The organism is Streptomyces sp. NPDC002886 (assembly GCF_042888445.1).
In the GTDB taxonomy this organism is placed as follows: Bacteria; Actinomycetota; Actinomycetes; order Streptomycetales; family Streptomycetaceae; genus Streptomyces.
Window position 1 is genome coordinate 119,481 of sequence record NZ_JBIAPV010000015.1, and the last position, 22,294, is coordinate 141,774.

Annotated in this window: 14 protein-coding genes; 3 read left to right on the top strand and 11 right to left on the bottom strand. The window is 69.0% G+C overall.

The features are described from left to right. Positions 1-17: 17 nt before the first annotated feature. The 6 genes from ACFYYB_RS39670 to ACFYYB_RS39695 all read right to left on the bottom strand — a co-directional run bounded on the left by ACFYYB_RS39670 (position 18) and on the right by ACFYYB_RS39695 (position 8,475). The gene (locus ACFYYB_RS39670; protein ID WP_389443108.1) at positions 18-1,532 is read right to left on the bottom strand and encodes an amino acid permease; all 1,515 of its coding nucleotides are present in this window, start codon (positions 1,530-1,532) and stop codon (positions 18-20) included. Positions 1,533-1,633: 101 nt separating this feature from the next. Then, positions 1,634-3,550: a 1-deoxy-D-xylulose-5-phosphate synthase gene (dxs, locus tag ACFYYB_RS39675; protein WP_389443110.1), complete on the bottom strand. Its 1,917-nt coding sequence runs from the start codon at positions 3,548-3,550 to the stop codon at positions 1,634-1,636. A 252-nt stretch (positions 3,551-3,802) separates the two neighbouring features. Continuing rightward, the gene (locus tag ACFYYB_RS39680) at positions 3,803-5,074 is read right to left on the bottom strand and encodes a sugar ABC transporter permease (protein ID WP_389443112.1); all 1,272 of its coding nucleotides are present in this window, start codon (positions 5,072-5,074) and stop codon (positions 3,803-3,805) included. Continuing rightward, positions 5,071-5,859, bottom strand: a complete 789-nt coding sequence (locus ACFYYB_RS39685; RefSeq protein ID WP_389443115.1) for an ATP-binding cassette domain-containing protein — start codon at positions 5,857-5,859, stop codon at positions 5,071-5,073. The genes ACFYYB_RS39680 and ACFYYB_RS39685 overlap by 4 nt, the downstream gene beginning before the upstream one ends. Positions 5,860-6,026: 167 nt before the next feature. Then, on the bottom strand, positions 6,027-7,130 hold the full coding sequence (locus ACFYYB_RS39690; protein ID WP_389443117.1) for a substrate-binding domain-containing protein: 1,104 nt from the start codon (positions 7,128-7,130) through the stop codon (positions 6,027-6,029). A 130-nt stretch (positions 7,131-7,260) separates the two neighbouring features. After that, the gene (locus tag ACFYYB_RS39695) at positions 7,261-8,475 is read right to left on the bottom strand and encodes an ROK family protein (RefSeq protein ID WP_389443119.1); all 1,215 of its coding nucleotides are present in this window, start codon (positions 8,473-8,475) and stop codon (positions 7,261-7,263) included. A gap of 603 nt (positions 8,476-9,078) precedes the next feature. On the opposite strand from ACFYYB_RS39695, the gene mgtA reads away from it, so the two are divergent. Next, positions 9,079-11,799 carry a magnesium-translocating P-type ATPase gene (gene mgtA / locus ACFYYB_RS39700; protein WP_389443121.1) on the top strand — a complete coding sequence of 907 codons (2,721 nt, stop codon included), beginning with the start codon at positions 9,079-9,081 and terminating at the stop codon, positions 11,797-11,799. 30 nt (positions 11,800-11,829) lie between these two features. Then, positions 11,830-12,555 carry an MgtC/SapB family protein gene (locus ACFYYB_RS39705; protein ID WP_266885779.1) on the top strand — a complete coding sequence of 242 codons (726 nt, stop codon included), beginning with the start codon at positions 11,830-11,832 and terminating at the stop codon, positions 12,553-12,555. Positions 12,556-12,564: 9 nt separating this feature from the next. Here the strand turns inward: ACFYYB_RS39705 and ACFYYB_RS39710 are convergent, their stop codons facing one another. From ACFYYB_RS39710 to ACFYYB_RS39730, 5 genes are all read right to left on the bottom strand, one after another. Then, on the bottom strand, positions 12,565-13,497 hold the full coding sequence (locus ACFYYB_RS39710; RefSeq protein ID WP_389443124.1) for a carbohydrate ABC transporter permease: 933 nt from the start codon (positions 13,495-13,497) through the stop codon (positions 12,565-12,567). Between the two features lie 12 nt (positions 13,498-13,509). Continuing rightward, positions 13,510-14,454: a carbohydrate ABC transporter permease gene (locus tag ACFYYB_RS39715; protein WP_389443126.1), complete on the bottom strand. Its 945-nt coding sequence runs from the start codon at positions 14,452-14,454 to the stop codon at positions 13,510-13,512. A 43-nt stretch (positions 14,455-14,497) separates the two neighbouring features. Beyond that, a complete protein-coding gene (gene ngcE, locus ACFYYB_RS39720) occupies positions 14,498-15,949 on the bottom strand; it encodes an N-acetylglucosamine/diacetylchitobiose ABC transporter substrate-binding protein (RefSeq protein WP_389443128.1) in 1,452 nt (483 codons plus the stop codon). A 312-nt stretch (positions 15,950-16,261) separates the two neighbouring features. Beyond that, the gene (gene acnA / locus ACFYYB_RS39725; RefSeq protein ID WP_389443130.1) at positions 16,262-18,991 is read right to left on the bottom strand and encodes an aconitate hydratase AcnA; all 2,730 of its coding nucleotides are present in this window, start codon (positions 18,989-18,991) and stop codon (positions 16,262-16,264) included. A 139-nt stretch (positions 18,992-19,130) separates the two neighbouring features. Continuing rightward, positions 19,131-20,174 (bottom strand): LacI family DNA-binding transcriptional regulator, encoded by a 1,044-nt coding sequence (locus tag ACFYYB_RS39730; RefSeq protein ID WP_389443132.1) that lies wholly within the window; start codon positions 20,172-20,174, stop codon positions 19,131-19,133. A gap of 128 nt (positions 20,175-20,302) precedes the next feature. Between ACFYYB_RS39730 and ACFYYB_RS39735 the strand changes: the two genes are divergently transcribed. Further along, positions 20,303-22,291: an amidohydrolase gene (locus tag ACFYYB_RS39735; RefSeq protein WP_389443134.1), complete on the top strand. Its 1,989-nt coding sequence runs from the start codon at positions 20,303-20,305 to the stop codon at positions 22,289-22,291. Positions 22,292-22,294: the final 3 nt, after the last annotated feature.

The window sequence follows — 22,294 nt, forward strand, 5'->3', positions numbered from 1 at the left end:
CTCACCGTAGATCGGCGTCAGCGGCCCTCACGCGCGGGGTTCGGGGTCATGCCCTCGCCCCGGCCCAGCCGGCTGTGCTGCTTCCCGTAGAGGAAGTAGACGAAGAAGCCGATGACCATCCAGATCCCGAACCGCAGCCAGGTCTCGGCCGGCAGGTTCAGCATCAGCCAGACCGACGCGGCGATCGACACGATCGGCACGAACGGCACCCACGGGGTGCGGAAGGACCGGTGCAGGTCGGGCCGGGTGCGGCGCAGGACCATCACGCCGAGCGCGACGACGACGAAGGCGAAGAGGGTGCCGATGTTCACCAGGGTCGCCAGCTCGTTGATGCTGGTGAATCCGGCGACGATCGCGATGATCACGCCGAGCAGGATCGTCGGGCGGTAGGGCGTACGGAACTTCGGGTGGGTCCGGGAGAAGAAGCGCGGCAGCAGACCGTCGCGGCTCATCGCGAAGAACACCCGGGTCTGGCCGAGCAGCAGGATCATGCAGACCGTGGTCAGGCCCACGGCGGCGCCGAAGCTGATGATGCCGCCGTAGACCGGATGCCCGGCGGATTTGAAGGCGTCGGCCAGCGGGGCGCTGACGGAGAGCTCCTTGTAGTTCTGCATGCCGGTCACCACGATCGAGACCGCCACGTAGAGCACGGTGCAGATGATCAGCGACCCGAGGATGCCGCGCGGCATGTCCCGCTGCGGGAGCTTGGTCTCCTCGGCCGCGGTGGCCACCACGTCGAAGCCGATGAAGGCGAAGAAGACCACGGAGGCGGCGGTGAAGATGCCCATGACGCCGAAGTTGGTGGGCTCGTAGCCGAAGAGCAGCTGGACGAGCGGGGCGTCCAGTCCGGAGCCGCCCGTCTGGGGTTCGGCCGGCGGGATGAACGGCGTGTAGTTGGACTTCGTGATGAAGAACGCGCCGGCGATGATCACGATGAGCACCACCGTGACCTTGATCGCGACGACCACCGCGGTGATCCGCGCGGACAGCTTCACCCCGATGACCAGGATCACGGTCAGCACCAGGACCAGCAGGAAGGCGAGCAGGTCGAAGTGGCCGCCCGGAACGTCGGGTCCCTGGAGCGAGGCGGGCAGGTGAATGCCGGCATTGTCCATGAGCGAGCGGACGTACCCCGACCAGCCGACCGCCACGACCGCGGTGCCGAGCGCGAACTCCAGCACGAGGTCCCAGCCGATGATCCAGGCGGGCAGCTCGCCGATCGAGGCGTACGAGAAGGTGTACGCGGATCCGGCCACCGGGACGGTCGAGGCGAACTCGGCGTAACACAGGGCGGCGAGCGCGCACACGACGCCCGCGGCCACGAACGCGAGGGCCGTGGAGGGGCCGGCGGTCTCCTTGGCGACCTTGCCCGTGAGGACGAAGATGCCGGTGCCGATGATCACGCCGACGCCGAAGACGGTGAGGTCCCAGGAGGAGAGCGACTTCTTGAGCTGGTGTTCCGGCTCTTCCGTGTCGAGGATCGACTGCTCGACCGACTTGGTACGGAAGGGACCGTTCAGGTTCCTACTCACCGACGCACCTCCGCGAGGCAGACCGCATCGAAACGAAACGGGCCGGAAGGCCCACCCTCCCAGGGTGAACCTCCCGGCCCGTGACGTGCAACCGCAGATGATCAGTCGACGGTGGCGGCCGGCTCGCTGTCGTAGCGCCCGTCGAGCTTGGCCACCAGGCCGGTGACCTGGCGCGCGATGTCCGGGGCGGTCAGACCGATCTCGGCCATGACCTCCTTGCGCGTGGCGTGGTCCAGGAAGCGCTGCGGAATGCCGAAGTCACGCAGCGGTACGTCGACCCCCGCGTCCCGCAGTGCCTGCGCGACGGCGGAGCCCACACCGCCGCTGCGGCTGTTGTCCTCGACGGTGACGACCACGCGGTGGCCGTCGGCGAGCGGGGCCAGGGCCTCGTCCACCGGCTTGACCCAGCGGGGGTCGACCACGGTCGTGGAGATGCCCTGCTTGTCGAGGAGATCGGCGATCTCCAGGCACATCGGGGCGAGCGCGCCGACCGAGACGAGCAGTACGTCCGGACGGGTGACCTCCTCGGCCGGACGGCGCAGCACGTCCATGCCGCCGATCCGTCCGACGGCCGGGACGGCCGGGCCGACGACGCCCTTGGAGAAGCGCACGACCGTCGGCGCGTCCTTCACCAGGACGGCCTCGTTCAGCTGGGCGCGCAGCTGCTCCGCGTCGCGCGGGGCTGCCAGGCGCAGGCCCGGGACCACCTGGAGGATGGACATGTCCCACATGCCGTTGTGGGAGGCGCCGTCGGTGCCGGTGACACCGGCACGGTCCAGGACGAAGGTGACCCCGCACTTGTGCAGGGCCACGTCCATCAGGACCTGGTCGAAGGCGCGGTTGAGGAAGGTCGCGTACACCGCGAACACCGGGTGGGCGCCGCCGGACGCCAGGCCCGCCGCCGAGGTGGCGCCGTGCTGCTCGGCGATGCCGACGTCGAAGATCCGGTCCGGGTAGGCGTCGGCGAACTTCTTCAGGCCGACCGGCTGGAGCATGGCCGCGGTGATGGCGACGATGTCCTTGCGGTCCCGGCCCAGCTTGACCATCTCGTCGGCGAAGACCGAGGTCCAGCTGGCGGCGTCGGTGGAGACCGGCAGACCCGTGTCCGGGTGGATCACGCCGACCGCGTGGAAGCGGTCCGCCTCGTCCTGGACGGCCGGCTCGTAGCCCCGGCCCTTCTGGGTGAGGCAGTGCACGATGACCGGTCCGCTGAAGCGCTTGGCGCGCTGCAGGGCCGATTCCAGGGCCTCGATGTCGTGGCCGTCGATGGGGCCGATGTACTTCAGGCCCAGGTCCTCGAACATGCCCTGCGGGGCGATGAAGTCCTTGAGGCCCTTCTTGGCCCCGTGCAGGGTCTCGTAGAGGGGCTTCCCGACGACCGGGGTGCGCTCCAGGAGGTCCTTGCCGCGGGCCAGGAAGCGCTCGTAGCCGTCCGTGGTGCGCAGGGTGGCCAGGTGGTTCGCGAGGCCGCCGATGGTGGGGCCGTACGAGCGCTCGTTGTCGTTGACGACGATCACCAGGGGGCGGTCCTTGGCGGCGGCGATGTTGTTCAGCGCCTCCCAGGCCATGCCGCCGGTGAGGGCGCCGTCGCCGATCACCGCGGCGACGTGGTGGTCCTCCTTGCCGAGCACCTCGTTGGCCTTCGCGAAGCCGTCGGCCCAGCCCAGCACGGTGGACGCGTGCGAGTTCTCGATCACGTCGTGCTCGGACTCGGCGCGCGAGGGGTAGCCCGACAGGCCGCCCTTGGTGCGCAGCCCGCCGAAGTCCTGGCGGCCGGTGAGCAGCTTGTGCACGTAGGCCTGGTGGCCGGTGTCGAAGAGGACCTTGTCCTTGGGCGAGTCGAAGACCCTGTGCAGAGCGATCGTCAGCTCTACGACACCGAGGTTGGGGCCGAGGTGCCCGCCGGTCTTGGAGACGGCGTCGACGAGGAAGGTCCTGATCTCTGCGGCGAGCCGGTCGAGCTCCTCCTGGCTGAGCCGGTCCAGATCGCGCGGTCCCTTGATGCGGGTCAGCAGCACCCGTGCCTCCTTGCAGTCGCTTGCTGGTCTGCCGAGTCTAATCTTCGCCAGTTGGGCGTAAGTGAAGCGCGGTCCCGGTCAGGTCACACCTTTGTCATACCTGTACACATCAGTACGGAGCCACACCCCCCAAAAGGGGGTATTCCCGCACATCCGTACGTACACGCCTACGCGCAGGTGCCCGGTGCCACATCAAGTGGCACCGGGCACTGTGACGGTTCTTACCGCCGGGTCACACTCCGCGCACGCCGGTCAGGCGCGCCCGGCCGTCTTCTGCGTCTTGCGGGTGACCGAGTCGATCACCACGGTGGCGAGGAGGACCGCGCCGGTGATCATGTACTGGATCGGCGTCGCGATTCCCTCCAGTGCCAGACCGTACTGGATGGAGGTGATGACCATGACGCCGAGGAGGGCGTTCCAGGTCCGGCCGCGGCCGCCGAAGAGGCTGGTGCCGCCGATGACGGCCGCCGCGATCACGTTCATCAGCAGGTCGCCGGCGCCGGCGCTCTGGTTCGCCGCGGCGATCTTGGAGGCCCAGAAGAGGCCGCCGATCGCCGCGAAGGTGCCGGCGATCGCGAAGACCGTGATCCGGACCCGGTTCACGTTGATGCCGGCACGCCGGGAGGCCTCGACGCTGCCGCCGAGGGCGAAGACCTGGCGGCCGAAGGCGGTGCGCCGCAGGAGGAAGTCCGTGCCGACCAGGGCCAGCACGAAGAGCACGATCGCCAGCGGCAGGCCCTTGTACTGGTTGAACACGATGGCCGGACCGAAGGTGAACACCGCGAGGAGACCGGTGCGCAGCAGGATCTCGCCGAGCGGGCGGGAGGGGACCCCGGCCGCCGCGCGGCGCCGGTTGTCCGAGAACGTGGCGAGGAAGTAGCCCACCACGGCGAGGGCCGCGAGCCCGTAGCCGACGGCCACGTCCGAGAAGAAGTACGTGGTCAGCTGCCCGACCACGCCTTCGGAGTCGAGGTTGATGGTGCCGTTGCTGCCGAGGATCTGCAGCATCGCGCCGGACCAGAAGAGCAGGCCCGACAGGGTGACGGCGAAGGCCGGGGCACCGATCTTGGCGAAGAAGAAGCCGTGGAGGGAGCCGATCAGGGCGCCTCCGGCGGTCGCCGCGAGGATGGCCAGCCATTCGTTGACGCCGTTGGTGACCGAGAGGACGGCCACGATGGCGCCGGAGACGCCGGAGACGGAACCGACCGAGAGGTCGATCTCGCCGAGCAGCAGGACGAAGATGATGCCGACCGCCATCATGCCGGTGGCCGTCATCGTGATCGCGATGTTGGTGAGGTTCTCGGCGCCGAGGAAGTTCGAGTTCAGCCCCTGGAAGATGCTCCAGATGATGATCAGGCCGAGGACGACGGGCACGGAGCCCAGGTCGCCGGCCTTGAGCTTGCGGCCGAACTCGTTCACGTACCCGGCGAAGCCCTGCTCGCGTACGAGCAGGCGGGGGTCCACGGCCGGTATGGCGTCGTGGGCGGCGGCCGGATTGACGGGGTCTATGTGCTGGGTGCTCACTTGCGGGCCTCCCCGGTGCGGGCCGCCCGGCGGGTCACGGCGTTGTCCGTGGCCCCGGTGATGGCGGAGATGATCTCTTCCTGCGACGTGTCCTTCACGGAGAAGACGCCGTTGTTGCGGCCCAGCCGCAGGACGGCCACCTTGTCGGCCACGGCCTTCACGTCGGCCATGTTGTGGCTGATGAGGATGACGGCGTGACCGCGCTCGCGCAGCCGCTCGACCAGGTCGAGCACCTGTGCGGTCTGCTCGACGCCGAGGGCGGCGGTGGGCTCGTCGAGGATGACGAGCTTGGGCTCGCCCAGCATGGAGCGGGCGATCGCCACGGTCTGGCGCTGCCCGCCGGAGAGCGAGGCGATGGGGATGCGGACACTGGGGATCCGGATGGACAGGGTGGTCAGGAGCTCGCGTGCGCGCCGCTCCATCTCCACCTCGTCGAGGATGCCGCGCCGCTTGAGCTCGCGTCCCAGGAAGAGGTTGCCGACGACGTCGATGTTGTCGCACAGCGCGAGGTCCTGGTAGACCGTCGCGATGCCCAGGTTCTGGGCGTCGTGGGGCTTGGTGATCGAGACCGGGCGGCCCTCCCACTCGATGACGCCGTCATCGATGGGGTGCACGCCGGCGATCGTCTTGACCAGCGTGGACTTACCGGCGCCGTTGTCGCCGACGAGGGCGACCACCTCGCCGGAGTGGATCTCGAGTTCTACGTCGGTGAGGGCCTGAACGGCGCCGAACCGCTTCGAGACCCCTCGCAACGCCAGTACGGGCGCAGCGGACACATGAACCATCTCCTTGCCGCCTGACCGGCGGGGATGTCGTGCAAAAGAGCAGGACCACGGGGGATTTGAGAGAAACGTTTCTGTGCTGTCCGGCGCCCCGCCGGTGGCGGGATGGAGGCGGGAGCGCCGGACAGGACAGGCATGGGGGCCGCTCGGCGGACCGAGCGGCGGGGGCCCTACTTCAGGCCGATGGCGGCGCAGGCGGCCGCGTACTTGTCGGTGCAGATCTCGTCGATCGTGTAGACGTTGTCGCGAACGACGGTGTCCTTGACGTTCGCCTTGGTCAGCGAGACGACCGGGATCAGCAGCGAGGGAACGCCCTTGGTGGTGGGGCTGTCGACCTTGGCGGTGGCCGTGGTCGCGATCGGCTCGCCCTGGGCGAGCGCGACGGCCATCTTCGCGGCGGCCTCGGCCTCGGGGGCGTACGGCTTGTAGACGCTCATGAACTGCTCGCCCGCGACGATCCGCTGCACACCGGCGAGTTCGGCGTCCTGACCCGTGACCGGGGGCAGGGGGGACACGCCGGCCGCCTTGAGGGCGGTGATGATGCCGCCCGCCATGCCGTCGTTGGCGGAGTAGACGCCGATGACCTTGTCCTTGCCGAGCGCCGAGAGGGCGGCCGCCATGTTGGTGTTGGCGTTCTCCGGCTTCCACTCGACGGTGTCGTACTCCTTGCCGACGTTCACGTTGCCGTCGAGGACGGAGTGCGCGCCCTTCTTGAACAGCGCGGCGTTCGGGTCGGTGACCGAGCCGTTCATCATGACGATCTGGCCGTCCTTGGCCTTGGCGCCCAGGGCCTCCAGGAGCGCCTTGCCCTGGACCTTGCCGACCTCTTCGTTGTCGAAGGAGGTGTAGGCGTCGATCGGGCCCTCGGCCAGGCGGTCGTAGGCCACGACCGGGATGCCGGCCTCCTTGGCCTTCTTGACCGAACCGGCGATGGCCTTGGAGTCCACCGCGTCGATGATCAGGACGTTCACCTTGTTGGTGATCATCGTGTCGACCTGCGAGTTCTGCGTGGTCGCGTCCTGCTTCGCGTTGGCGTAGACGACCTCGCCCTTGCCCGCGGTGAGGTCCTTGACCGCCTTCTCGATGAGCGGCTTGTCGAACTTCTCGTAACGCGCGGTCTGGTTCTCCGGCAGGAGCAGACCGACCTTCACCGCGCCGCCCTTGACGGCGCCGGAGGCGTTGCCCGTCTTGTCGCCGGCCTCCTTCGCGCTGCCACAAGCGGCGAGCGAAACGGCCATGGTGCCGGCGGCTACTGCGACGGCAACTCTGCGCATACGCGTGTTCATTACTTGAACCTCCCTGACGAGGCCGCAGCACTGCGGCCGAGGTGGATGTGAGTCAACCCCGGCCGCGAGTTTGTCGTCAAGGAGTGAATGCTTAACGAGATGACAACGACGCCATTCGTTATCTAACTGAAGACAAGACGGCGGGAGCTCGCACTCCACTTCCATTTTCCGCCAAAAGCGTCGAATCGCCCATCTCACTCAGTACGAGGGCCAGCGCGCCCAGCACCTCGGCCCGCCCGCCCAGGGACCCCGTGAGCACCGAAAGCTGCCGGGCTGCACTGGGGATCGCGTACCTCCCCACGGATTCACGGATGGGGGCCAGGACCAGTTCACCGGCGTCCGCGAGCGAGCCCCCCAGGACCACCCGGCTGGGGTTCAGGAGGTTGCACAGGCTGGCCACCCCGCTGCCGATGTGGCGGCCCACGTCCGTGATGACCCGGCGGCAGCCGGGGTCACCGTCACGGGCCAGCTCCACCACCCGCTCCATCGTCAACTCCGGCCCGTGGCTGCTCTGCAGGAGCGGCAGCACGTACCGGGCGGCGGCGAAGGTCTCCAGGCAGCCGCGGTTGCCGCAGCGGCAGACCGGACCCGATTCGTCCAGCGTGATGTGCCCTATCTCGCCGGCCGTGCCACCGGGCCCGCGGTAGATCTGCCCGTTGATCACGAGGCCGGCGCCGACACCGCTCGCGACCTTGATGTACGCGAGGTCCTTGACCCCGCGCCCGCTCCCCCAGACCAGCTCCCCCAGCGCCCCGAGGTTCGCGTCGTTGTCCACGTAGACGGGTACGCCCAGGCGCTGCGAGAGCTCGCGCCGCGGGTTGATCCCGGCCCAGCCCGGCAGGATCGCGGTGGACCCGAGGGTGCCGGACTCCACGTCGATGGGACCGGGCACGCCGAGCCCGACGCCGATGACCTTGTCGCGGCCGATCCCGATGCCCTCCACCAGCCGCCCCACCAGGGCTTCCGCCCGGTCGAAGCCGTCGACCCAGGAGGCGTCCACGTCCAGCGGCTCGGACTCCTCGGCCAGCACCTGGTGGGCCAGGTTCCCCACCGCCACCCTCAGATGGGTGTGGCCGAAGTCGACGCCGATCACGATGCCGGCGTCACCGCTGAGCGAGACGCTGCGGGCCCGCCTGCCACCGGCGGAGGTGTCCGTGACCTCGACGGTCCCGGCCTCCTTGAGCTCCCGGACGATGTTGGAGACCGTGGCCGCCGACAGTCCGGTGCTCCGGGCGATCTCCGCCTGGGTCAGCGAACCGGCGAGCCGCACCGCCCGCACGACGCGCTCCAGATTGGCGCGATGCAGCGAAGACTGCGATCCGGGAGTCTGCACGACTCATCCACTCCTGCCCATAAGCAACGGCAAGCCGTCGCCCCCCGGCCAGGGCCGTCAGCGGCTGCGTGCTCCGGCTGACACGAGACCCCGGCGTCTCTCCAACTTGTGAACCTTAAGTCGAGCCTTTGCGCCTCGCGACGTCAAGAGGTCACCACAGTACGAAATCGGCCACTACCGGTCATAAGTATGAGAGAAACCTCCATCCTGATCGTGCTACGGTCGCCGAGGCGCTTGTCCTTCTGGTCTTCACGGCCGGGCAGAGCGCCCCCTGTCATGACAGCGCTACGCAAGGAGGTGTTCGGGATGAGTCCCGATCGAAGTCCTTGCAGCGCTCTCTTCGGCTGACCGTCGACTCTGATCTCTCCGAGCGACCGGCCTCTCTTCGAGTGTGCACGCCCGCGGCCCCGTGTCGCCTCCGTGCGTTTCTGCATTCATCTTCGTAACCCCTTCCGCACGCCCTGACGCTTCCGTCGGGCGCGCGTCATCCATGCCCACCGGCGTGCCCCGCGGCCGTACGTGCCGCTCCGCGCCGACCCATGATCACTCCACGTGACCGCGCGGCTCCGCGCTGCCCGGACACCGTGGAGGGAGGTTTTTGCCATGACCATGCTCACCCCCCGTACCCCCACGAAGCTCGCACCCCCGGGCCGGGCCCGCCGCGAGCGCAAGGCCGCCGAGCTGGAGGCCCGCACCCGGGTCGTCGGCGAGCGGCTCGCCGGGATCAGTGCCCGTCCGGGCGTCGAGGTCCTCCAGTCCGTCGACGCCTCCCGCAACGGCCTCACCCACGCCGAGGCCGCGCTGCGCCTGGAGCGCCACGGCTCCAACGTCATCGCCCAGGAGCGCGCCCCGCGCTGGTACGTCCAGCTGGCGAAGGCGTACGCGAACCCCTTCATCGCCGTCTTGGTCTTCCTCGCGGCCGTCATGTACTGGCAGGACCCCGGCGACCCGGGCGTCGTCATCCTCTCCGTGATGGTCGGGATCAGCGGCGTGCTGCGCTTCTGGCAGGAGTACCGCTCGGGCCGCGCGGCCGACGCCCTCAAGCAGCTCGTCACCACCACCTGCGCGGTACAGCGCCGGGCCGGCAGCGGTTCCGGACCCACCGCCTTCGAGATCCCGATGGACCGCGTGGTCCCCGGCGACCTGGTCAAGCTGGCCGCCGGCGACCTGATCCCCGCCGACCTGCGGATCATCACCGCCAAGGACCTGATGGTCAGCCAGGCCGCCCTGTCCGGGGAGTCCCTGCCGGTCGCCAAGGCCGACACCCGGACGGACGACCTCGGCCAGCACGAGACCACCGACCCCGTCGAGGCCGACAACCTCTGCCTGATGGGCACGTCGGTGACCTCCGGCACCGCCACCGGGCTCGTCGTCGCCACCGGCTCCGACACCTACTTCGGCTCGATGGCCGGCTCCCTGGTCGGCGAGCGCCCGGAGACCAACTTCGACACCGGGGTGCGCAAGGTCAGTTTCCTGCTGATCCGCTTCATGCTGGTGATGGTCCCCGTCGTCTTCATGATCAACGGTTTCACCAAGGGCGACTGGGAGGCCGCCTTCCTCCTCGGCATCGCCGTGGCGGTCGGCCTGACCCCCGAGATGCTGCCCATGGTCGTCTCCGCCAACCTGGCCCGCGGCGCCGTGGCGATGTCCAAGCGCAAGGTGGTCGTCAAGCGGCTCAACGCCATCCAGAACCTGGGCGCGATGGACGTGCTCTGCACGGACAAGACCGGCACCCTCACCGAGGACCGGATCGTTCTGGACCGCTACCTCGACGTGCACGGCGACGAGGACAACGAGGTACTGGAGTACGGCTACCTCAACGCGCACTTCCAGACCGGCCTGAAGAACCTGATGGACCAGGCGGTCATCGACCGCGTGGGCGAGGCCGAGGAGGTTGTCGTCGACGCTCGGTTCTCGATGGTCGACGAGATCCCCTTCGACTTCGCCCGGCGCCGGATGTCCGTGGTCCTGAACCGCAACAGCATCGTGGGCGGCTCCGGACGGCCCGAGCACGTCATGATCACCAAGGGTGCCGTCGAGGAAGTCCTCGCGCTGTGCACCCACATGACGGACCGCGGGCAGCGGGTCGAGCTGACCGAACAGCTCCGGTGGCACGTCACCCGCATCGCCGAGGACAACAACCGCCAGGGCCTGCGCGTGCTCGCCGTCGCCACCCGCACGATGGACACGCCGCGCGACACCTACGCGGTGGCCGACGAGGACCGGCTGACCCTGGTCGGCTTCCTCGCCTTCCTCGACCCGCCGAAGGCCGACGCCGCCCGGGCCCTGCAGGGCCTGGCCGACAAGGGCATCGCGGTCAAGGTGGTCACCGGCGACAACGAGCTCGTCGCCGCCCGGGTCTGCGCCGACGTCGGCCTCACCGTCGGCCACGTGGTGGGCGGCACCGAGATCGACGCCCTCGACGACGCGGAACTGCGCGCGCTGGCCGCCCGTACGACCGTGTTCGCCAAGGTCAACCCGGTCCAGAAGGCCCGGATCGTACGGGCCCTGCAGGCCGACGGCCACACGGTCGGCTTCCTCGGCGACGGCATCAACGACGCGGCCGCGCTGCGCGACGCCGACGTCGGCATCTCGGTGGACACCGCCGTGGACATCGCCAAGGAGTCCGCCGACATCATCCTGCTGGAGAAGGACCTGACCGTCCTGGAGCAGGGCGTGATCCAGGGCCGGACCACCTTCGGCAACACGATCAAGTACATCAAGATGACGGCCAGTTCCAACTTCGGCAACGTCTTCTCGGTCCTGGTGGCGAGTGCCTTCATCCCCTTCCAGCCGATGCTGGCGATCATGCTCCTGGTGCAGAACCTGGTCTACGACATCGCCCAGCTGGCCACCCCGTGGGACCGCATGGACGAGGAGTACCTGCGCAAGCCCCGCAACTGGGACGCCAAGGGCATCGGCCGCTTCATGCTCTGCATCGGCCCGATCAGCTCGATCTTCGACATCGCGATGTTCGCCATCATGTGGAACGTGTTCGCCGCCAACACCGAGGCGCACGCGGCGCTCTTCCAGTCCGGCTGGTTCATCGAGGGCCTGCTCTCGCAGACCCTGGTCGTCCACATGATCCGTACCCGCAAGATCCCCTTCATCCAGTCCCGCGCCTCCTGGCCGGTGATGGTGATGACCGTCCTCGCGGTGCTGACCGGGCTCTTCCTGCCCTTCTCGCCACTGGCCGCCTCGCTGGGCTTCGTCCCCCTGCCGGCGAGCTACTTCCCGTGGCTGATCGGCGTCCTGCTGGCGTACTGCACGCTCACGCAGCTGCTGAAGACCGTGTACATCCGCAAGTTCGGCAGCTGGCTCTAGGAACCGCGCACACAGGAAGGGAGAAGGCCGATGATGCTCACCGAATGGGAGATGGCAGGGCACCTGGTCGCGGCGCTCGGATTCGGGGCGGCCATCGGCCTGGAACGGCAGTGGCGGGCCCGGATGGCGGGCCTGCGGACCAACGCCCTGGTGGCGGGCGGGGCCGCGCTGTTCGTACTGCTCTCGCAGTACGGGTTCATGAGCGAGGTCTCGGAGGTCCAGTACGACGGCTCGCGGGTCGCCGCCCAGATCGTCTCGGGGATCGGTTTCCTGGGCGCCGGCGTGATCATGCGCGACGGGCTGAGCGTCCGGGGACTGAACACGGCCGCCACCCTGTGGTGTTCGGCGGCCGTGGGCTGCCTGGCGGGCACCGGGATGTTCGTCCTGGCGGCCTGCGGCACGGTGGGCGTGGTGGGGGCGAACCTCCTGCTGCGCCCGCTGGGCCGGCGGATGGACCGCGAGCCGGGGGGCGGGGCCGAGGTGGCCACCGACTTCCACTTCGAGGCCGTGTGCCTGGAGGCGGAGGAGGCCCACATCCGCCACCGGCTGGTCGACGCGCTGGGCCGGCCGGGCTATCAGCTGCGCTCGATCCGCAGCCAGGACGGCCCGGAGGCCGGCCTGGTCACGGTGTCCGCACTGCTGACCGCCGAGGGCGAGGGGGGTCGGATGCTCGAGGAAGCCGTCAGCAACCTCTCTCTCGACCCCTCCGTCTCGGCGGTCAGCTGGTCGGTCGTGCCCGACCCCTCCGCCGCGTGAGCGGAGGCGCTACTTGAGCGTGGCGGAGGTCAGTCCCGCCTGGATCTGCCGCTGGAAGGACAGGTAGACCACCAGCATCGGGATCATCGCGATGGTCACACCGGCGAACAGCACCGGCAGGTCCGTCTCGTAGCCCATCTGGTACTGCAGCTGGATCAGGCCCTGGGTGAGCATGTAGCGCTCGGGGTCCGATCCGGTCTGCGGCTGCATCAGCACGGACGGCAGGATGTACTGGTTCCACTGCCCCAGGACATTGAATATCCCGACGCTGATCAGGCCGGGCTTGGCCATCGGCATCATCACCTGGAAGAAGATCCGGGTGTGCGAGGCCCCGTCGATCACGGCGGCCTCGTGCACGGCCGTCGGCAGCGTCCTGAAGAACGAGTGCATGAAGAAGACGGTGAACGGCATCGAGTACGCCACGTAGACCAGGATCAGACCCTGGAACGTGTTGAGCATGTCCAGCCGCTTCACCATGAAGAACAGCGGGACCAGCGCCAGGAAGACCGGGAACATGGCCCCGCTGACGAAGAAGTAGTAGATCGGCCGGTTGCCCCGGAAGGGGTAGCGGGCCAGGACGTACGCGGCCATCGAGCCGAGCAGCATCGTCAGCGGAACCGAGAACACCATCACGATGAGGGTGTTGGCGAAGTAGCTGCCGATGCCCTTGTTCCAGGCGCGGGGGAAGGCGTCGAAGTGCCAGTTGGCCGGCCAGCTCAGGGCCGACTCGCCGATCTGCACGTCGGTCTTGAACGAACCGAGCACCAGCCAGATGAGGGGCAGGATGATCAATATCCCCCACACGGCGAGGAAACCGTGCGAGAAGACGTTGAGGACCATTCCGTCGGAACCGCTCTTGCGCTTCCCGCCGGGGTGCCCGGTGGCGGAGGCGCGCTTCTTCTCGGCGGCCGCCTCGCCCGGTGCTTTGACAACTGTGGTCATCGTGGTCTCCCGCTAGAACTCGACGTGCTCGCGGCGAGTGGCCCGCAGCGTGATGGCGGAGAGGATCAGGGTGAGGACGAGCATCACGACCCCCATGGCGCAGGCGTAGCCGGCCTTGCCGAAGTAGAGGAAGTTACGCATCAGCACCGTCGCCATGACCTCGCTGTGGTGGTCCGGTCCGCCGCCGAACTGGCCCGAGGTCATGGTCGACACGAGGACGAACATGTCCATCGCGGCGATGCCCAGATAGACCGCGGAAGTCTGTACAGAATCCCACAGCAGGGGCAGCGTGACCTTGAAGAAGGTCTGTGCGCGCTTCGCGCCGTCGAGCAGGGCGGCTTCGTAGATGTCCTTGGGGATCGACTGCATGGCGGCCGAGAAGAGGACGAGGTAGAAGCCGACCCCGTGCCAGACCACGACGAGCAGCAGGCACCAGAGGACGAAGTTCGGCTCGTTGAGCCATTCGATGGGGTGGGCCGGGTCGACCAGGCCCAGTTTGGTGAGGAATCCATTCAGCAGCCCTCCCTCGTCGCTGCGGTACACGGCTCCGAAGAGCACCGCGAGGATGGCGAGGGAGAGGACCTGCGGGAAGAAGTAGATCACCTTGTAGAGCGCGGAGCCCGCCACTCCCTGGACTCCGCCGGCTCCGCCGCGCCCACCGGCGTTCAGCATGAAGGCGAAGAACAGGGAGATCAGGATGGTGATCGTCGGGACGAACACCAGGAGCAGCAGATTGTGCAGCAGCGCGCCGCGGAAGACCTCGTCCTTCATCAGGGCCGAGTAGTTGTCCAGCCCGACGAAGTCGAAGGTCGGTGACTGACCCGTCCAGTTGGTGAAGGAATAGCCGAACGTCTGAATGTACGGCCAGATGACAAAGGTCAGGTACAGCGCAAGGGGCAGGATGAGGAAGCCGGCGATGAAGCCGCCCCGCCCCTTGCTGTTAGCTACGTGGCTCATGGTGTCCGTCCCTGGTGTTTCCGGGTGCCCGGTGGACGCGGTGTCAGCTGCGCTTGTTGTTCTTGGCGTTCGGGTCCTTCGTGGCCTTGTCTACCGCAGCCTGGGCCCGCTTGATCCATTCCTTGGGCTGGATGCGCTTGGCCATCAGCTCATTGGACGCGTTCTCGAGCTCCGTGCCCATCTCGCTGTACCAGTCCGCGTAGCGGTAGTTGAAGGTGTTGTCCCCCGCCGCCTTGAGCGCGCCGACCGCCGACTGCGTACCCGGACGGAGCTTGACCGCCGGGTCCACGCCGTCCTTGAGGACGGTGAGGGAGTTGGCCTGCTGGGCGAAGAGGGTCGACCACTCGCGCGACAGCATCGAGCGGAGGAACTCCAGGCCGCCGGCCTTGTTGGCGGCCTTCTCCGGGACGATGAAGGGCTCGCCGGCACCGGCGCGGATGGCCTCGAACGGCAGCTTGGACCCGGGCAGCACCGGCATCGGCAGGAACTGCATGTCGAAGTCTTCCGGGGTCTGCTTGAGCTGCTCGTTCTCCAGCCAGGAGCCGGAGGTGATGAAGGCGGCCTTGCCCTGGTTCCACTGGGTCTGGGACTCGGTGTGCGTCAGGCCGTTGGTGCCCGGCATCAGGAGGTCCTTCTCGACGATCTCGTAGATCGCCTCGACGGCCTCGAGCGCCACCGGGTTGTTCGCGAAGGCGTTCGGCTCCAGGTTGTCGATCGCCTTCATGGCATCCAGGCCGCCCTTCTTGGCGATCAGGTCCATGATGGCGACGTTGATGTAGTACGGGTACTTGCCCTGGTGGGCCAGGCCGCCGATGCCGGCCGCCTTCGCCTTCTGACAGATGTCCATGAACTCGGGCCACGTCTTGGGCGCGGTCCAGCCCTTCTCCTTGAAGAGCTTGCCCGAGTACCACAGGCCCCAGACCGTGTAGACGTACTGCAGGGCGACGAACTTGCCGCCGATCATGCCGCCCTCGATGGTCCCGGGCATCAGCGTGTCCCGGACCTTCTTGGTCGGGTCGTCGAGCGACGGGGCGTCGAGGACCACGGTGAGGTCGGCGAGCTGGTTGCCCTTGGCGAGCACGTCCAGCTTGATCTGCTGGGCGCCGGAGTCGTCGACGACGTCCGGCGGGTTGCCGCCGTTGAAGCGCGGCTGCAGCTTGGAGGTGATCTCCTGGGTGGAGAGGTGCGAGGAAGTGGTGCCCCACTTCTTGTCGAACGCCGCTTCCCAGGCCTTGGCGTAGTCGTCGCCGTAACCGCCCTTGAAGACGACCACGTCGAGCTTGCCGCCCTTGGCGACGCCGAACGGGTTCTCCTTGGTGACGGCCACCTTGGACTCGTTGCCCTTGGTCGTCTCGTCGGAGCCGGAGGCGCAGGCGGACAGGAAGCTCATCGTCGGAACCGCGATGAGGCCGAGTGCCGCGGAGCGCTTGATCAGGTCCCGGCGGCCGAAGCCCTCACCGTTGCTGTGCTCGCCGTGGGCGGAGGTGGATCCCATGCTCAAGTCCTCGCCTTCGTCAGGAGTGTGAAGGAGGAAGGAAAGTGCGACTGCTGCCGCCCAGCGGACATCACCGCAGGTCCCCGCCGTCCCCCCGTCCGGAGCCGCTCGTTTCGCGGTGACCCGGACGGGCACAGGTATAGTCCACTTCCGCTCCTGTGAGCAAGATCATGTACCGGTATGGGCCCCGGCTTTTCCGAGTTGAGACCTCACCGTCACCTGACTTGGACCGTCGGAGCCGCCCGCAGAAACGGAAGGGCCGTACCCCCTTAACGGAGGTACGGCCCTTTGGTGCCGGTATGCGCCGGGTGCTTAGCCGCGGATGAGGTTGCGGAGCACGAACTGCATGATGCCGCCGTTGCGGTAGTAGTCCGCCTCGCCCGGGGTGTCGATGCGGACGACCGCGTCGAACTCCACGCCGGTGTCGGTGGTCACCTTGACCGTGCGCGGGGTGGTGCCGTCGTTCAGCTCCTCCACACCGGTGAAGGAGAAGGTCTCCTCGCCGGTGAGGCCCAGGGAGGCCGCCGTGACGCCCTCCGGGTACTGCAGGGGCAGGACGCCCATGCCGATCAGGTTGGAGCGGTGGATGCGCTCGTAGGACTCGGCGATGACGGCCTTGACGCCGAGCAGCGCGGTGCCCTTGGCCGCCCAGTCGCGCGAGGAGCCGGAGCCGTACTCCTTGCCCGCCAGGATGACCAGCGGGATGCCGGCGGCCTGGTAGTTCTGCGAGGCGTCGTAGATGAAGGAGACCGGCGCGCCCTCGACGGTGAAGTCGCGGGTGAAGCCGCCCTCGGTGCCCGCCGCGATCTGGTTGCGGAGGCGAATGTTGGCGAACGTACCGCGGATCATGACCTCGTGGTTGCCGCGGCGGGAACCGTACGAGTTGAAGTCGCGGCGCTCGACGCCGTGCTCCGTGAGGTACTTGCCGGCCGGGGTGTCGGCCTTGATGGCGCCGGCCGGGGAGATGTGGTCGGTGGTGACCGAGTCGCCCAGCTTCGCCAGCACACGGGCGCCCGAGATGTCCGAGACCGGGGTGGTCTCCATCGTCATGCCCTCGAAGTAAGGGGGCTTGCGCACGTAGGTGGACTGCGGGTCCCACTCGAAGGTGTTGCCGGTCGGGATGGACAGCGCCTGCCACTGGGCGTCACCCGCGAAGACGTCCTGGTAGGACTTGCTGAACATGTCTTCGCCGATCGCGTTCGCGACGACGTCGTTGACCTCGGCCTCGGTGGGCCAGATGTCCTTCAGGAAGACCGGGTTGCCCTCGGAGTCGGTGGCGATGGCGTCCCGGGTGATGTCCACCTTCATGGAGCCCGCGATGGCGTACGCGACGACCAGCGGCGGGGAGGCCAGGTAGTTCATCTTGACGTCGGGGTTGATGCGGCCCTCGAAGTTGCGGTTGCCCGAGAGGACCGAGGTGACCGCCAGGTCGGCGTCGTTGATCGCCTTGGAGATCTCCTCCTCCAGCGGACCCGAGTTGCCGATGCAGGTGGTGCAGCCGTACCCGACGAGGTTGAAGCCCATCTTGTCGAGGTACGGGGTCAGGCCGGCCTTGTCGAAGTAGTCGGTGACGACCTTCGAGCCCGGGGCCAGGGTGGTCTTGACCCACGGCTTGCGGGCGAGGCCCTTCTCGACGGCCTTCTTCGCCACGAGCGCCGCGGCGACCATGACGTAGGGGTTCGAGGTGTTGGTGCACGAGGTGATCGCGGCGACGGTGACGGCGCCGTGGTCGATCTCGAAGGAGGTGCCGTCGGCCAGGGTCACCGGGGTGGGCTTGGTGGGCACACCGTTGGTGGACGCCGGGGAGTCGGACGCCGGGAAGGACTCCTTGCCGGACTCCTCGTCGTCGTTGACGTAGTTGCGCACGTCCTGGGCGAACTGCTGGGAGGCGTTCGCGAGGATGATGCGGTCCTGCGGGCGCTTGGGGCCGGCGATGGAGGGGACGACCGTGGAGAGGTCGAGCTCCAGCTTCTCGGAGAAGTCCGGCTCGGCGGCCGGGTCCAGCCACAGGCCCTGCGCCTTGGCGTACGCCTCGACGAGCGCGACCTGCTGGGCGTCGCGGCCGGTCAGGCGCAGGTACTTCAGCGTCTCGTCGTCGATCGGGAAGATCGCGGCGGTGGAGCCGAACTCCGGCGACATGTTGCCGATGGTGGCGCGGTTCGCGAGGGAGGTGGCGGCGACGCCCTCACCGTAGAACTCGACGAACTTGCCGACGACGCCGTGCTTGCGGAGCATCTCGGTGATGGTCAGCACGAGGTCGGTGGCGGTGGTGCCGGCCGGCAGCTCGCCGGTCAGCTTGAAGCCCACGACGCGCGGGATCAGCATGGAGACCGGCTGGCCGAGCATCGCGGCCTCGGCCTCGATGCCGCCGACGCCCCAGCCCAGCACGCCCAGGCCGTTGACCATGGTGGTGTGCGAGTCGGTGCCGACGAGGGTGTCGGGGTACGCCTGGCCGTTGCGGACCATGACCGTACGGGCCAGGTGCTCGATGTTGACCTGGTGGACGATGCCGGTGCCCGGGGGGACGACCTTGAAGTCGTCGAAGGCCGTCTGGCCCCAGCGCAGGAACTGGTAGCGCTCCTTGTTGCGGCCGTACTCCAGCTCGACGTTCTGGGCGAACGCGTCGGCCGTGCCGAACTTGTCCGCGATGACCGAGTGGTCGATGACCATCTCGGCGGGCGAGAGCGGGTTGATCTTCGCCGGGTCGCCGCCGAGGGCCTTCACGGCCTCGCGCATGGTGGCGAGGTCCACGACGCAGGGGACGCCGGTGAAGTCCTGCATGATCACGCGGGCCGGCGTGAACTGGATCTCCTCGCTGGGCTGGGCCTGCGAGTCCCAGTTTCCGAGCGACCGGATGTGGTCGGCGGTGATGTTCGCGCCGTCCTCGGTACGGAGCAGGTTCTCCAGCAGGACCTTCAGGCTGTAGGGAAGGCGGGCGGAGCCCTCGACCTTGTCCAGCTTGAAGATCTCGTACGACTCGTCGCCCACCTGCAGCGTGCTGCGGGCGTCGAAGCTGTTCGCCGACACGACAGTCTCCTTCATGCATGAATTCGCGCGTATTGCCGCAATCCTGCCGCGAGGCACTCTGGCCATTCCGCTAAGGTGAGGCTAAGTTAGGTAACCCTTACCAGCGGGGCGGCTGCGGCACGTCCGGGGCAGATATCTCGATGTCGAGATAACTCTAGTACATGCCAGGGGGGCGGGACGAGGCACGCACCCTCAGGCCCGCCGGGACGGTCAGTCGGCCGGTGGATTCCGCATGTCCGGATTCGATCAGCTTGACCAGGGACGAAACCGCCGTTCCGGCGATCCGCTCCGGATCGAAGGTGACGGTCGTCACGGACGGTTCGTTCTCGGCGTACGCCGGGTCCTCGCTGGCGCAGACCAGCAGCAGGCCTCCCTCGACCGGTCCTCTGCCCGCTGCGGCGCCGGGTATGCCGATGCCGTGGCGTGCGGCGGCGGCCAGCACCTGCCGGCCCCCCGGGTCGTATGCGCAGTACACGGCGTCCGGCCGGTCCGGGCCCGCGAAGGCGGCGTCGAAGGCGTGCCCGGCCTCGTCATTGGGGTCGAAGGGGATCACCAGCGGAGCCCGGCCCCGCTCGGCGCACCAGTGTTCATAGGCTGACGTGACGGCCCCGGTGTAGAACTCCCGGCCGTAGCCCGCGTGCAGCGCGATCCGCCGGGCGCCGGAGGCCGCCAGGTGGTCGAGCACCTCGCGGGTGGTGGCGGTGTGGTCGTTGTCCACCCACACGTCGCCCGGCCTCGGATCGGCCGGAGGCCCGTCGAAGACCACCGGCAGCCCCCGCGCCCGCAGCGCGCGCAGCACCGGGTCGTCGGCCGGGCTGTCGAGCAGCAGCATCCCGTCCACCGCCAGGGTGTGCCACAGCGGCTCGGCGCCGCGGTCGGCGGGCAGGGTGGTCAGGGCGTAGCCGTGGGCGTGCGCCGCCGAGGTGGCGGCGATGAGCAGCCGGGCGTAGTAGGCGATCCGTGCGAAGTCCCAGGCGAAGCCGGCGTACGTGGTCACGGCGATGCCCAGGCTGCGGTTGTGCGGGCCGCGCCGGGCTCCGTAGCCCAGCGCCCCGGCGACCTCGCGCACCCGGCGGCGGGTCGACTCGCCGAGGCGACCGGTGCCGTTGAGCGCGTGGGAGACGGTCGCGGTGGAGACCTCGGCGGCGCGGGCGATGTCGGCGAGGGTCGGACCGGGCACCGGCGCGGGTGGTGGCATCGGGACATGTCCGGATGCGTGAAAGGGGGCGGGCACGGCGCCATCGTACGGATTTCGTCGCCGGAGGCGGCTTCTGGTTAAGCCCTTAATCAAACAGCGTCCTCGCCACGCCAACGTTTGGAGTGTGCATGCGGTCTTCTCCTTCCCCCCGGCCCCTGTCGTCGTCGCTGTCCGCGCAGTCCGCGCAGTCCTCCCCGTCCTCGTCGGCCCTCCTGTCCCGCCGGGGGCTGCTCGCGGCCGCCGGAGCCGCCGGAGCCGCGGGTCTGCTGGGCGCGGGGCCCGCCGCGGCCGCCTCCGCCCCGCACGGCGGCGGGCGGAACTCGGCCGCGCTGGTGATCCGCAACGCCTCCGTTTTCACGGGGGTCACCGGGCCCGGCCACCGGGGGCCCGTACGGGCCGTCGCGGTCGGCCGGGACGGGAAGATCCTGGCCACCGGGACCGACGCCGCGCTGCGCCGGTACGTGGGCCGGGACACCGAGGTGGTCGACGCCCGCGGCACCACCGTGATGAGCGGGATCCACGACGGTCACGTGCACCCGCTCGGAGCCGGCGAACGCTCGCTGTCGCCCTCGCTGGAGAGCGCGGAGACCACCCCGGCCGAGCTCCTGGAGATCCTGGCCGGCTTCCTCGCCGACACCGGCGGCGCGGGCGCCGAGCCCGACGGCTGGCTGGTGGTGGAGGACTGGAACCCGGTCGGGCTGCTCCCCACGGGCACCGCTCCGCACCACTCGATGCTGGACCGGCTCCCGACCCGCCGGCCCATCGTCCTGATCGGCGGCGACGGGCACAACTGCTGGGCCAATCAGCGGGCCCTGGACATCGCCGGGATCACGGCGGCGACGCCCGACCCGGTCGGCGGCAAGGTGGTCAAGGGCGCGGACGGGAAGCCGACGGGTGTCCTCAAGGACGACGCCCAGGGCCTGGTCAGGCACCTGATACCGGAGCACACCCGCGCCGAACTGGTCGCGGCTTGCGCGCAGGTGCTGGGGCTGGCCGCCGCGTCCGGGGTCACCACGATGATGGACGCCCTGGTGGGGCGGCACGAACTGGAGCTGTACCAGGCGCTCTCCGCGGCGGGCAAGCTGCCGCAGCGGATCGTCCCCGCGATCCGGCTGGACGCGGACCAGGCCAAGGACCCGGCGGGCTCGCTGGCGTACGCGCGGGGCCTGCGGCGGGAGTTCGGGAGCGTGCGGGGGCTCCGGTTCGGGATGATCAAGGTGTTCCTGGACGGGGTCATCGAGTACCCCGCGCAGACCGCCGCCCTGCTGGAGCCCTACCTCGACGGGAACGGCAAGCCGACCGCGAACCGGGGCGAGCTCTACACCTCGGCGGCGGACTACGGCCGGCTCAGCGCCGCCTTCAACCGGGCGGGCTGGCAGATGCACGCCCACGGACTCGGGGACCGGGCGGTACGTACCGCTCTGGACGGATACGCGTACGCCCGGCGGGTCACGGGGCAGCGGGACGCGCGCAACGCCGTGGCGCACCTGCAGATCGTGGACCCCGCCGACCTGCGGCGTTTCGCGCAGCTGGGGGTCGCGGCGTGCATGCAGCTCCAGTGGGCCGCGCGGGACACCTGGACGGTGGAGGCGCTGCTTCCCTACATCGGGCCCGAGCGGCACCGGTGGCTGTACCCGGCGCGCAGCCTGGAGAAGGCGGGCGCACGGCTGACGGGCGGTTCGGACTGGCCGGTGGACGCCCTCCAGGTGTGGAACCAGCTCCGGACCGCGATCGACCGGCAGGGCTCGGAAGGGGCCGGCGAGCTGTACCGGGAGAAGGAGGCGCTGAGCCGGGACACCACCTTGCGGATGCACACCTCGGGCACCGCGTGGCAGCTCCGCCAGGAGGAGCTGACCGGCACCGTGGAGCCGGGCAAGGCGGCGGACCTGGTGCTCCTGGACCGGGACGTGACCCGCTGTGCGGTGGCCGACATCAGCGGGACGGGCGTACGGATGACCCTGGTCGGCGGCCGTGTGGTGCACGAGGCGGATTCGGCGTCGGGCCGGGCGGCTTCGGCCCGGCTGGCCCGCGCCGCGGCGGCGGGCGCGCGCCCGGCCTCATACGCCTCGGTCCACGGCGGCGGGGGCAAGGGGCGGCACCACGCCTGCGGGCACTGAGGG